Annotated in this window: 10 protein-coding genes; 7 read left to right on the forward strand and 3 right to left on the reverse strand. The window is 53.0% G+C overall.

Translation table 11 applies throughout. The features are described 5' to 3' along the window. The first annotated feature begins 4 nt into the window (after positions 1-4). The gene (locus tag DCC81_RS17770) at positions 5-2,215 is read left to right on the forward strand and encodes a GH92 family glycosyl hydrolase (RefSeq protein ID WP_240613016.1); all 2,211 of its coding nucleotides are present in this window, start codon (positions 5-7) and stop codon (positions 2,213-2,215) included. Positions 2,216-2,274: 59 nt separating this feature from the next. Here DCC81_RS17770 and DCC81_RS17775 read toward each other — a convergent pair whose 3' ends face one another. The 3 genes from DCC81_RS17775 to DCC81_RS17785 all read right to left on the reverse strand — a co-directional run bounded on the left by DCC81_RS17775 (position 2,275) and on the right by DCC81_RS17785 (position 6,166). Further along, positions 2,275-5,097, reverse strand: coding sequence for a ligand-binding sensor domain-containing protein (locus DCC81_RS17775; protein ID WP_108687927.1), 2,823 nt, complete (start codon positions 5,095-5,097; stop codon positions 2,275-2,277). A 155-nt stretch (positions 5,098-5,252) separates the two neighbouring features. Beyond that, the gene (locus DCC81_RS17780) at positions 5,253-5,588 is read right to left on the reverse strand and encodes a cupin domain-containing protein (protein ID WP_108687928.1); all 336 of its coding nucleotides are present in this window, start codon (positions 5,586-5,588) and stop codon (positions 5,253-5,255) included. Beyond that, complete coding sequence (locus DCC81_RS17785) at positions 5,588-6,166, reverse strand: YhcH/YjgK/YiaL family protein (protein WP_165806629.1); 579 nt, start codon at positions 6,164-6,166, stop codon at positions 5,588-5,590. The genes DCC81_RS17780 and DCC81_RS17785 overlap by 1 nt, the downstream gene beginning before the upstream one ends. A gap of 345 nt (positions 6,167-6,511) precedes the next feature. Here DCC81_RS17785 and kduI point away from each other — a divergent pair, with 345 nt between their 5' ends. The 6 genes from kduI (at position 6,512) to DCC81_RS17815 (ending at position 12,784) form a co-directional block, all read left to right on the forward strand. Then, a complete protein-coding gene (gene kduI / locus DCC81_RS17790) occupies positions 6,512-7,342 on the forward strand; it encodes a 5-dehydro-4-deoxy-D-glucuronate isomerase (protein ID WP_108687930.1) in 831 nt (276 codons plus the stop codon). Positions 7,343-7,365: 23 nt separating this feature from the next. Then, positions 7,366-8,181, forward strand: coding sequence for an SDR family oxidoreductase (locus tag DCC81_RS17795; protein WP_108687931.1), 816 nt, complete (start codon positions 7,366-7,368; stop codon positions 8,179-8,181). A gap of 63 nt (positions 8,182-8,244) precedes the next feature. Further along, positions 8,245-9,600, forward strand: coding sequence for an MFS transporter (locus tag DCC81_RS17800; protein ID WP_108687932.1), 1,356 nt, complete (start codon positions 8,245-8,247; stop codon positions 9,598-9,600). Between the two features lie 106 nt (positions 9,601-9,706). Continuing rightward, positions 9,707-10,738, forward strand: a complete 1,032-nt coding sequence (locus DCC81_RS17805; RefSeq protein ID WP_108687933.1) for a LacI family DNA-binding transcriptional regulator — start codon at positions 9,707-9,709, stop codon at positions 10,736-10,738. Positions 10,739-10,849: 111 nt separating this feature from the next. Continuing rightward, entirely contained in the window at positions 10,850-11,632 is a 783-nt protein-coding gene (locus tag DCC81_RS17810; protein WP_108687934.1) for a DUF4350 domain-containing protein, read from the forward strand. A 3-nt stretch (positions 11,633-11,635) separates the two neighbouring features. After that, complete coding sequence (locus tag DCC81_RS17815; RefSeq protein ID WP_108687935.1) at positions 11,636-12,784, forward strand: alginate lyase family protein; 1,149 nt, start codon at positions 11,636-11,638, stop codon at positions 12,782-12,784. Positions 12,785-12,786: the final 2 nt, after the last annotated feature.

Consider the following 12,786-nt stretch of genomic DNA (forward strand, 5'->3'; position numbering starts at 1 on the left):
TGCAATGAAAAAAATGAACCTGGTACAACAGGGCGCACGCCTGTTGCTGCCCGCATGCTGCCTGGCGGTCCTGAGCACCACTGCCAATGACAGCATCCCCAACACCCGTAAAAAGAACCTGGACTACGTAGACCCCACCATCGGCAACGTAGGAGCACTGCTGGAGCCCACGCGCCCCACCGTGCAGCTGCCTAACCAGGTGATCCGCTTCACGCCGGATCGTAAAGACCGGCTGGATGACCAGATCAGTTGCTTCCCGCTCACGGTGGTGTCCCACCGGTTGGGAGAAGTCTTCGCCGTGAAGCCCGCCCTGGGCGAGCTAACCGCCAGCAACTGGACGGCCCGCCTGGCGTATGATCACGACCTGGAAGTGAACCGCCCCTACTATTACTCCACCTACCTGCTGGATAAGGATATCACGGTAGAATTTGCCCCCGGCAAAAAAGCAGGCTACTACCGCTTCACTTTTCCGCAGGGCGTTGCTAAATCGTTATTGTTCAGTGTTTACAATGACGGGGCGTCCAGCTACCAGTTTGGCCCGGGCAATGTGCTCACCGGCATGGAAACCTGGAATGATGATGTGAAGATCTATTGCTACGGTGTATTCAGCGAGGCGGGTAAAACCAATGTAGATGGGCACAACGCCAGCATTACCTTCCCGGATGCCGTTAAGACGGTGGAGTTTAAATACGCCATCAGTTTTGTAAGCGCAGCCCAGGCTAAAAAGAACTTTGAAGCGGAAGTGCCGAAAAATACTTTTGCTGCTGCCAGGGCCAATGGGGAAAAAGCATGGGCCAATGTGATGGACCAGATCCAGGTGGAAGGGGGCACGGAGGCCCAGCGCCGTGCGTTCTTCACTGCTTTGTACCGCACCAATGAGCGCATGGTAAATATCATGGAAGACGGCCAGTACTACAGCGGTTACGATAAGCAGGTGCACACGGATACAAGACCTTTCTACGTGGACGACTGGAGCTGGGATACCTACCTGGCGGCCCACCCGCTGCGCATGATCCTGAAGCCTTCCCAGGAAGAGGATATGTTGCAGTCTTACGTGCGCATGTACCAGCAAAGCGGCTGGATGCCCACCTTTCCCGTATTGTTCGGCGATCACGCGTGCATGAACGGCTTCCATTCCTCTATAGTGCTGCTGGATGCGTACCGCAAAGGCCTGCACAATTTTGACATCAACACGGCATATGAAGGTATGCGCAAAAACAGCACAGATGCCACGCTGCTGCCCTGGCGCAATGGCCCCAAGACCGTGCTGGATGATTTCTACCACGAGCATGGCTATTTCCCGGCCCTGGCGCCTGGCGAAAAAGAAACCGTAGCAGCGGTAGATCCCTTTGAAAAAAGACAGGCCGTGGCCGTGACCCTGGGCGCCAGCTATGACGACTGGGCCGTATCCCAGCTGGCGGGAGACCTGGGTAAAAAGGACGACCAGCAAAAGTTTGCCAAAGCATCGCAGAACTATAAGAACCTTTGGGAAGCGGACAAGCAATTCTTCATGCCCAAAGATGAGAAGGGGAAGTTCCTGGACATAGATCCCACGTTTGACGGGGGCATGGGTGGCCGTGATTACTACGATGAAAACAACGGCTGGACGTACATGTGGCAGGTGCAGCACGACATACCGGGACTGATAGACCTGATGGGAGGCAAAGACAAATTTGAAGCCCGGCTGGACCGCCTGTTCCGCGAGGGACTGGGCCGCGCCAAATATGCATTCAATGCCAAGTTCCCGGATGCTACCGGCCTTACCGGCCAGCACTCTATGGGCAATGAGCCCAGCTTCCACATTCCTTACCTGTATAACTACACCGCGCCCTGGAAAACCCAGCAACGGGTGCGTTTCCTGCTGGATACGTGGTTTAAGGATAACATCTTCGGCATTCCGGGGGATGAAGATGGAGGCGGTATGTCTGCGTTCGTAGTATTTTCTTCCATGGGCTTTTATCCTATTACACCGGGCATCCCGGCGTATACCGTGGGTAGCCCTGTGTTCAGCAAAGTGAGCATCGCTTTGGAAAACGGCAAACACTTCACGGTATTAGCGCATGGCGCCTCCGTGGTGAATAAATATATTCAACGCGCAACGTTAAACGGAAAGCCACTGAACAAGCCCTTCTTCACGCATGCCGACCTGGTAAGTGGCGGCACGCTGGAACTGTTTATGGGCCCCAAGCCCAATAAGCAATGGGGAGTAAACTAGTTTTTATTAAATGGTTGATTCTTTTGGAGAGAAAGGCTGCTTGTCTAAGCGGCCTTTTCTTATGCGGTAACCTGCAGCAGGAAATCGAAAAGATTTACTTCCGTGGGCAACTCCAGTTTTTTGCGCAGGCGGTAGCGGCTTACTTCCACGCTCTTCGCAGAAATGTTAAGCAACTGGGCAATCTCCTTGGAACTGAGATTAATGCGCAGGTAGGCGCACAGCTTCAGGTCTGTAGGGCTGAGCACCGGGTATTTTTTCTTGAGGGTAGATAAAAAATTGCTGTGCACTTCATCAAAGTGGATGGCAAACTGTTGCCAGTCGTCTTCCCCTTCTTCCGCATGTTCCAGCATGCGCAGTAAAGCCTTGAACTCGCTGGCAACCGCCGGGGGCACGGTTTTGAGCAGGCGGTTCAGCTCCTCTCTTATCCTGGAGAGCAAAGTGCGGCGCTCCACCAGCAGCATGGTTACTGTGGCCAGCTCCTTGTTTTTAAAATCCACCTGCGCGGCCAGTTGGTTCTTTTGCAGGGAAATGATCTCCTTCTCGCTCCGGTCCAGTTCCAGTTGCTGCAAGTACAATTGTTTTTCCTGTTCTTCCTGGCGCTTTTGCTGGGCGCGGGTAAGGCGGTTTTCCTGCCACTTCAGCCCGTAATAAACAAGTGCCGTGAGCAAACATCCGTAAAGGATGAAGGCCGTAATGGTCTCGTACCAGGCGGGCCGTATCACAAAGGCAAAGCTGGCTGGTGCAGATACCGCGCCCAGGTTGTTGCGGGCCCGCACGCGGAACACATATTCACCATAAGGCAGGTTGGTATAATCCTTTTCCGTGCGGGTAGCCCATGCGGACCATTCTGTATCAAAGCCCTGCAACTGGTAGCTGTATTGCATGGCCTGGTCATACCGGGGGCTGCTGTATTCAAAGTGCACATTATTCCACTTGTTTGGAAAGCCCGGCCCATGGCGCAGGTCTTCCAGGGCGGCAGCCGTATCATGCACCGCATAACCCCCAAACGCAAGACTGTCGCGCACCTTCACGGCACTGATCATAGCGGTGGGTGGACGCTGCGTGGAAAGGTAATCCGCATAGTCCAGGTGGAACATACCGGTGTTGCTGCCTACAAAAACATTATTGCGGTCGTACGGATAGATGCAGGCATTTTCATTGGGCAGTTGTCCACTCATTTCCGGGAAGTACACAATGGGCTGGCCCGGTGCGGCCACGCCCACCTGCTGCCTGCTGATGAACCAGATATTGTGGCTGCTATCCTGCACCAGGTAGCGCAGCGGAATGTTGTGAAATGTTCTGCTGTATTGAGTGTCCGGCACAAAGCGCTTACCAGTGTATTGATAAATACCCTGTTCCGTGGCCACCACCATCCGCCCGTTTAGCGTGTACACGAAATTGTTTTGGGTGCTGGGCAATCCATCTGCCTGTGTAAAATGCTGCAGCTGTGTAATGCTTTGCTTGTCTGCACTCAGCGCCATGCGAAATACGCCGCGGTAGGGATGGGAGGCCCAAACCACGTTGCCTTCCGTGGTCAGGTAATGTAGTGATTCATACAGGCCGTCAATGCTGCCGCCGTCACGGGTGCCCCGCAGCAGGTGCAAGCCGGTGTAAGTGCCGGCTATCATGGCATTGCTGCCCGGCAGGCCGGTCACCATCCAGCAGCCCGGCCGTTTGAGCAGGGGCGTGGCGGTATTGCCATTTACGAGGAACACGCCATCTATGTGGCCCAGGAACAGTTGATGATGGATCTCAGACAGGTCCCATGCTTTGCCGCCGGTGCCAGGCACCACGCTGAACGCAGCTTTGGTGGCGCTCAGATCCCGCAAGCCCTGGAGAGGCAAGGAATACAGTCCATCGGCTGTGCCGATGTATAGCTGTTGGTTATACACATGGGCACTATAAGTACTGAGCTGGTGGGCTGCGTCCGGGTAAATATGTTTGATGGCGCTGCGGTAGCTTACCATGGCAATGCCGTTCTTCAATCCCAGCCACAGGTGCTGGTCATGGTCAGGGTAAATGGTTTGTACGGTGTTGCCCTGCAGGCCTTCATCCCTTGAAAACTGCTGCAGGAGCCGGCCCTGGGCATCTATGATCATGCAGCCATCATTGGCAGTGCCAATGGCAAGATGATCTTCATCCAGCTGCGTGGCGGCCAGTGCGCCGGAAATGGCGCTGGTAAAGGATTGCAGGGTGCTGTCGTGCAGGAGGAATAAACCATTTTGCGCGGTGGCTGCCAGCAGGGTGTCGTGCCGGAAAGGGGTGATGGCGGTGAAACGCAGGCCTGCCTTGTTTTTGCAGAGCGGGTGCCACTGGTTATTACGGAACAGGAACAAACCTTCTTCCCGGTCTGCCGCATACAGCCTGCCACCGGCGTTGCAAAGCAGTTGCCATTGGTGCGGTGCATCAAATGTGGTAATGGTACTATCATGCAGGCGGAGAATGCTTTCATTGGTACGGAAGAATACTTCATCCCGTATCATGACCACATCCCAGATGTCTGCAAACTGGCGCGCCACTGGCGGGATAAGGTGGGCCAGGGAATGAAAGCGCAGGGCGCCGTTATCACCGGGATAGAAATAACCCAGTTCATCCTGGCCGCCGGTGTAGATGCGGCCTTTGGGATCGATGGCCAGGGCGCGCACGGCGGTTTTGTTGGGCAGGGAATATTGTTTCCAGTAGCTGCCATCAAATGTGAGGAGGCCGTCATCATTGGCAAAGTATAGCAGCCCGCTGGCATCCTGGCACACCTGGCGCACGGAGGGGTCGGCCCCATATTGGAGTGGAGGGTAGTTGGTGATGCCCGGCACGCCAATGGCATGCTGTGCCTGTATGTGGACGGGGAGTAGCAGTAATAGTATAACGATGATGGGTGCCTTCATGAAGCCGTGGCGCTTAGGCAGTTAAAATAAACATAAATGCCTGAAATTAAAAGGGATGCCGCTGTGAACAACGGCATCCCGGAAGAAATCTCCCATTAATGATTTGTGAAGCTTAGACAATGCAGGATCTCAAATCTCCAGGGAAGTTGCTTGCCTTATAAAAAATCTTCTCTTGCCGGGTTGAAAGAATCGATGAGCATTCCTGCTTCCAGGCACACTACACCGTGTACTACGTGGGGAGGCACATAAAAGCCATCGCCTGCAGAGATGAGCTGCTTCACCTCCCCGATGGTGGCTTCAAAGCGGCCGGCAGCCACGTAGGTGACCTGGGTATGCGGGTGGCTGTGCAGGGTGCCAATGCCACCGGCCTCAAAACGCACTTTCACCATCATCAGCTGGTCATTGTAGCCGTACACCTGCCGGCTCAGGCCACCGCCCAGGTCTTCCCAGGGAATGGTATTTTCAGATTGAATGATCTTGCTTTCGGGCATTACTCGGTATAACTGATTTTGATCACTAATTTTTTTACTACATCATAGCCATCCACTTTCACATTGGGGCGGTGCACATCTTTTGGGAAAAAGAGGTAGAAGGTGCCTGGCGCTGCCATGTAATCCTTGCCGGAAGCGGTATAGTTGGCCGCATCATGGGCAGCATCGTACGGGTGCGTTACGGTGGCCTTGTCCAGCGGTACTACGCTGATCTGCTCTTTGCCTTTGATCACATATTGCAGGTCAATGTATTTGCGGTGCGATTCCCAGCTGGCCTGGTCCAGTGTTTTGGAAGGATTTTCGGTGATGGAGGCATACACGGTATCGCCGGCAATGGGGTATTTTCCCGGTGCCAGGGAAGCTGTGCCCGGATCTGCCAGGAAGGCGAAAGCCTTGTCCCACGCGGCTTTGTTGGCATGGTATTGCTGGTAGAAAGTAGCCGCATCCACATCGTTGTACACTTTAAGGGCGTAGCCGGGATGCCAGCCCTGCCGCTGCACCCACTGGCGGGCCTTTTGGGCATTCACCGTTTTGTTTTGCGCAAAAGCAAAAATGCCGGCAAACATGGATAAGAACATAAGCGAAAAAGTTTTAGCATACAGTGGAATGCGCATAGTCATCTTAACACAGATTCTGGTGTGAACAATCAGGGCCGCAGGCCCGTTCAATATTAGCGCCTTTTTCCGGGACGGGGCGGGGTATTTTACGAAAACGTTGTAGGGGAAGCTGTTCCTTAAAATGGGAACCGTTAATGGTTTAATTTTAATGTGGAAGGGCACCTCGCAGGGTTAAAAATTAAACTTTAACTATTCATTTATCTACAACGTTTGCGTAGAAATAAATCCGCAATTCTTTTAAAAATAAGCCGCCGTAGTATAGTATTGCTGGGAATTCCCGTAAATAAACATTTAAAACATAGTCAATTGAGAGTCATTCATGGAGTGCATCCGGAAGATTTTAAGCGTTATGATACCACCACCATCAGAGAACGTTTCCTGGTAGATAAGATCATCCAGCCGGACCAACTGGTAAATGTATATACCCACTACGACCGCATGATCGTAGGTGGCGCAAACCCTGTGCAGCAAACACTTTCCCTGGAAAATTACCCAAACCTGCGCGCTAATTATTTCCTGGAGCGCCGCGAAATAGGCATCATCAACGTGGCCGGCGATGGGGAAGTGACCGTGGACGGAAAAACCTTTACCGTAAATAAACTGGACTGTCTCTATATCGGGAAGGGCAGCAGGGACGTTACTTTTCGCAGCAAGCGCCCCGCGGCACCCGCTGTATTCTTCCTGCTCTCCGCACCCGCGCACACCACTTATCCCACCACCTTGCTCACGCATGCAGATGCAGCGAAGGTGCACACCGGTGATAGTGCCACCGCCAATCAACGTACTATTAATAAGTACATCCACCTGGAAGGCATTCAAAGCTGCCAGCTGGTGATGGGCCTCACCATCCTGCACAATGGCAGCATCTGGAACACCATGCCCGCCCATGTGCACGACCGCCGCATGGAAGCGTATTTTTATTTTGACCTTCCAGCAGAACACAAAGTATTCCACTACATGGGCGAAGGCCACGAAACCCGCCATGTACTGCTGCAAAACCATGAGGCTATCGTGTCTCCGCCCTGGAGCATCCACTCCGGCAGCGCTACCGCCAGCTACAGCTTCATCTGGGGCATGGCAGGTGAAAACCTGGATTATACCGATATGGATGCAGTACGTATCGCAGATATGTTATAACTTATTGAAAAAAACGAGCAACCGTGAGTGTCAACTTCTCTTTAGCTGATAAAGCAATCGTAGTAACCGGGGGAACCGGTATTTTAGGCGGCGCCTTTGTGAAAGGCGTGGTGGAAGCCGGCGGTGCCGTGGGCATCCTGGGCCGTAATGCAGCCGTGGCAGAAGAAAGAGCCGCAGCCATTAACAAAGCAGGTGGCCGCGCCATGGCCCTGGTAGCTGATGTGATGAAAGCAGATGAGTTGAAGGCCGCAAAAGATAAGATGGTAGCCGCTTTTGGCCGTATAGACGGCCTGGTGAACGGGGCGGGTGGCAACATTCCTGAAGGGGTGCTGCAGCCGGAGGAAGACCTGTTTTCCATGAACCTGGAAGGCATGAAAAAGGCCATGGAGATCAACATCTGGGGCTCCGTACTGCCCACACAGGTATTTGGCGAAGCTATTGCCCAAACAGGCCGCGGCAGCATCGTGAACATTTCTTCCATGAATTCCAAGCGCGCCATTACGAAAGTACTGGGCTACAATATGGGCAAGGCCGCACTGGATTGCTACAACCAGTGGTACGCTGTGGAACTGGCAAACCGTTATGGTGACCAGATCCGCATGAATGCCATTGCACCGGGCTTTTTCCTCACGGAACAGAACCGCTACCTGCTTACCAGGCCGGAAGGTGGTTACACCCAGCGCGGCGAACTGGCCATCCGGCAAACACCCTTCAAACGTTTTGGCCACCCGGATGAGCTGATAGGCGCGCTGGTATGGCTGCTCAGCGACGCCAGTGAGTTTGTAACGGGCGCCATGATCTGTGTAGATGGCGGATTCTCCATCTTTGGAGGCGTATAATATTTGGAGCGGTGTCTGACCCACACCGCTTTTATTTTTTTTAGTACTTAGCTCCACCACGTTATGACAGCTGAAAAGAGAGGAAAATACCGCTGGGTAGTTGTGACCTTGCTCCTTTTTTCCACCACGATCAATTATATGGACCGCCAGGTGATCTCTTACCTGAAAGAGTTCTTTTGCACGCCCGTGGCCAATGGCGGCTTCGGGTGGACCGACGTTGATTTTGCCAACATCACTTCCTGCTTCACCGGTTTTTATGCCGGTATGACCATCCTGGCCGGCTGGGTGATAGACCGTATTGGCACTAAACTGGGCCTGGCCCTGTCGCTGGTGATGTGGTCCATCTTTGGTATGCTGAATGCCTTTGCGGGCGCGGCTTCCGGCGCACATGCCTTTATCCGCAGCCTGTTTGGTATTGGAGAGGCGGGCAACTTCCCGGCATCTATTAAAACGGTGGCAGAGTGGTTCCCGAAAAAAGAACGTGCACTGGCTACTGGTATCTTTAACAGTGGCTCTAACCTCGGCGCCATGGTGGCGGCCCTGTTTGTGCCATGGTGTATGGGCTATTTCGGCAGCGGGATGGGTTGGAAATATGCTTACCTCATCACCGGCGGTGTTGGGTTTATCTGGCTCCTCTTCTGGTTTGCCTTGTATGATACGCCAGCCCGCATGAAAAACCTGTCCAAGGCAGAGTATGACCATATTCACAGTGACGACCTGGTAGTGCACGTGGCCCCTTCAGAAGAGGTGGCCGTGCGTGAAAAGGTAAGCTGGTGGAAGCTCCTGGGCCACCGGCAAACCTGGTCTTTCTTCATTGGCAAGTTCATGACGGATGGCATCTGGTGGTTCCTCCTGTTTTGGCTGCCGGACTACCTGAAAAAGCAATTTGGCATGACAGGGCATGAAGTGATGCTGCCTACGTTCATCGTGTATGGTATTGCCATTACCGGTAGCGTGTTTGGCGGCAGCCTGCCCATGTTCTTCATCAACAAAGGTATGGAAGTGTACAAGGCCCGTATGACGGCCATGTTGCTCATTGCACTTTGCCCGGTGGTGTTGCTGAGCACCCAGTACTTTGCGGACAGTGATCGCTTTGGCGGCAATGCGGCTACCCTGGCGGTAGCGGTGATCTGCATAGCGGCGGCTGCACACCAGGCATGGTCCTGCAACCTGTTTTCCACTGTGTCCGATATGTTCCCGAAAAAGGCGGTGGGTTCTGTAACCGGTATTGGCAGCATGGCCGGGGGCATTGGTGGCGTACTGTTCCAGCAGCTGGCTGGCCGGCTCAACCAGCATTACCACGAAACGCCGCATACCGCTTACCTTATTTTGTTCTGTATCTGTGCCTTTGCTTACCTGGTGCCCTGGTGCATTATGAAACTGCTGGTACCCCGGTTTAAACCGGTAGTGCTCCACTGATGTAATACTGCGTTCGCCCGCTCCCCGGAATTGAATAATTTGTTGTACTTTACTGCAAGAACATGTTATGAAATTCTTACGTTAAAACTGATGCCGGGGAGCGCATATGAATCTTGACACCATTACCATCAGGGACATTGCCAGGGAACTGAAACTGTCTGTGTCTACTGTGTCCAAAGCCTTACGGGATAGCTACGAGATCAGCGAAAAAACAAAGAAGCTGGTGTCTGAGTATGCCGCTGCACACAATTACCGGCCGAACCCGATTGCCCAAAGCCTGAAAAAAGGACAAAGCAAATCCGTGGGCATCGTGGTGTCTTCTGTTGATAACCAGTTCTACTCACAGGTGATCAACGGCATTGAGTCCGTTGCATACAAAGAAGGCTACAATATTTTTATAACCCAGACACACGAATCTTTTGACCTGGAGCTAAAGAACGTGACCCACCTTACCCACCGTTCCATTGATGGGTTGCTTATTTCCCTCAGCTCGGAAACCAAGGACGTGGAGCATTTGCAGGCCCTGCACAAAAAAGGGTTGCCCATCGTTTTCTTTGACCGGGTCACAGATGATATCAATACCCACAAAGTAATTGTAGACAATTTCAATGGCGCTTATAATGCCACGTTGCACCTGCTGCAATCGGGTTATAAACGCATTGCCCATATTACCAGCCCGGCCCAGTTATCCATCACCGGTGGCCGCCTCAATGGCTACAAGCAGGCGCTGACGGATAATGGGATAGCAGTGGATGAGCGCTACATCAAATACTGCATGCATGGCGGGAAAGACTTTGACGAGATAGAACAGGCGGTGAATGAACTGCTGGCCATGAAGGAGCGGCCGGATGCCATCTTTACGGCATCTGACCGTATTACTACTTCTGTATTGTCATTACTGCACAAAAATAATATTGCCATTCCGCAACAGGTGGCGCTGCTGGGCTTTACCAATACCTTGCTGGGCGAGGTACTGAATCCCTCGCTAAGTACGGTGGTGCAGCCGGCGTTCGAGATCGGGAAGCAGAGCATGGAATTGCTACTCGGGATCATTAAGAGCAAGCACCCGGTAACGAAGTTTGAAACACGCGTATTGCCCACGGCATTGTTTGAGCGGAATTCTTCCAGGAGGAGTTGATTTTTTTGCGGCCCGCCGAAAACGATTTCGTAGAAAATCACCCACCACAGTCCTGGTTGCGCTATTTTTGAGCAAAACGCTCCACGTTTCGTTCTGACCTAAAAACCAGCTGTGAAAAAAACATTTATCTGCCTGCTGGCCTGTTGCTGGGCCGGTGTGGCTGCTGCGCAAACCGTGACGGTTGACAACTACTTCAATCATGAATTTCATACGCCCAAGGGTGGGGGAGAGAAAGTGCCGTTCCACTATCTCTGGGAAGATACGGATGAAACAGGCTTTTCTATCTGGGGTGAAATGTTCCGCCAGCAGGGTGCTACGCTCCATACCCTGCAGGAAGCGCCCAGCGCCGCCGCGCTGCAGCACAGTGATGTGTATATCATTGTAGACCCGGATACTAAAAAGGAAACCGCCGATCCGCATTACGTGGAAGCCGCTCATGTGAACGCTATTAAGAACTGGGTGAAGGCCGGTGGGGTGCTGGTGCTGATGGCCAATGACAGTGCCAATACGGAACTGGAGCACTTCAATATGCTGGCCGCCGCATTTGGCCTGCATTTCAACAGCGACCTGCAAAATCACGTGCTCAACGATGCTCATTTTGCAGCGGGTACCATCTACCTGGAAAACGATCCCATTTTCAAAACAGCAAAGCAGCTGTTCCTGAAAGACGTAGCCAGCATCAGCCTGAAAGGCAAGGCCAGGCCAGCGCTGAAAACGCAGCATGGCGCCGTGATAGCCGCAACGGTGCAGTATGGAAAAGGTATGGTGTTTGCCGTGGGAGATCCCTGGTTGTATAATGAATATGTGAACGGGCGCCTGCCCGCCACTTACCAGAATGATAAAGCAGCTGCCGACCTGGCCCGCTGGTTACTGGCGCACACCAAGCACAAATAGGCCATGAAAAATATTGTGATCCTTGCAACCTTGCTGCTGGCAGGCTTTTACGCCCGTGCACAATTGATCCTGGTGGATGGTGCTGCACTGAAAGCTTTTAAAACCCGCTACCGGCAAGGGGATACTGCACAGGTGCAGCCACTGCTGCGCAATGCTGATGCCATACTGGCTAAGAGCGATTCTTTTTCGGTAACCTTCCACAAGGTAAAACTAGGCCCCAGCGGCGATGCCCATGATTATGTAAGCATGGCGCCTTACTGGTGGCCGGATAGCACCAAGCCCAATGGAGTGCCCTATGTGCGCAGGGATGGGCACATCAATCCCGAACGTTATTTGCTGCACGATAACAGCCAATTGGTAACCATGGCTTCCCAGGTGAAGCAACTGGGCGTGGCATATTATTTTTCCGGGAAGGAGGCGTATGCACAACGGGCAGCCACCTTGCTCCGCACCTGGTTTGCGGATACCGCTACCCGCATGCATCCCAACTTAAACTACGGGCAGTATGTGCCGGGAGTGAACGACGGCCGCGGCATTGGCATCATTGAAACAGCAGGCCTTATGAACATCCCGGATGCCGTGGCCATGCTGGAAAAGAGCCCTGCCCTGGATGCCGTACTGGTGAAGGGTTTGAAGCAGTGGTTCCGGGAATACCTGCACTGGTTGCTCACCAGTAAGAATGGTATGGAAGAGCATAAGGAGAAAAACAACCATGGTACTTTTTATGACCTGCAGGTCTGTGATTATGCGCTTTTTACCGGGCAACCCGCTATAGCAAAGGACATTATTATACATACCAGCATGCCGCGCATGGAAGTGCAATTTACTACGGACGGACAGCAGCCGCTGGAGCTGGCCCGCACCAAATCCTGGAGCTATTCCCTGTTCAATCTCTCCGCCTGGACCAAACTGGCCGTGCTGGCCCAATCGCTGGGTACAGACCTTTGGGCGCACACCACCACGGATGGTAGGGGATTGGAAAAATGTATCCAATTCCTGCTGCCTTTTGATGGTAATACGCAAGCCTGGCAGTACGAACAGATAGAACCTTTTGGCATGGAAGCACTGCACTACGCCGTGCTGAAAGCTGCACCACACTATACCCACTTACCTGCACCTGACACAACGGATCTGAACCTGCTACTTTATTAAAC

It is taken from the genome of Chitinophaga parva (assembly GCF_003071345.1).
GTDB classification, from domain to species: Bacteria; Bacteroidota; Bacteroidia; order Chitinophagales; family Chitinophagaceae; genus Chitinophaga; species Chitinophaga parva.

Bases quoted from the DNA above. Each gene is read 5' to 3' on its own strand.
- DCC81_RS17815 (WP_108687935.1), top strand. From the start codon at position 11,636: ATGAAAAATATTGTGATCCTTGCAACCTTGCTGCTGGCAGGCTTTTAC.
- DCC81_RS17800 (WP_108687932.1), top strand. From the start codon at position 8,245: ATGACAGCTGAAAAGAGAGGAAAATACCGCTGGGTAGTTGTGACCTTG.
- DCC81_RS17805 (WP_108687933.1), top strand. From the start codon at position 9,707: ATGAATCTTGACACCATTACCATCAGGGACATTGCCAGGGAACTGAAA.
- DCC81_RS17770 (WP_240613016.1), top strand. From the start codon at position 5: ATGAAAAAAATGAACCTGGTACAACAGGGCGCACGCCTGTTGCTGCCC.
- DCC81_RS17785 (WP_165806629.1), bottom strand. From the start codon at position 6,166: ATGTTCTTATCCATGTTTGCCGGCATTTTTGCTTTTGCGCAAAACAAA.
- DCC81_RS17780 (WP_108687928.1), bottom strand. From the start codon at position 5,588: ATGCCCGAAAGCAAGATCATTCAATCTGAAAATACCATTCCCTGGGAA.
- DCC81_RS17775 (WP_108687927.1), bottom strand. From the start codon at position 5,097: ATGAAGGCACCCATCATCGTTATACTATTACTGCTACTCCCCGTCCAC.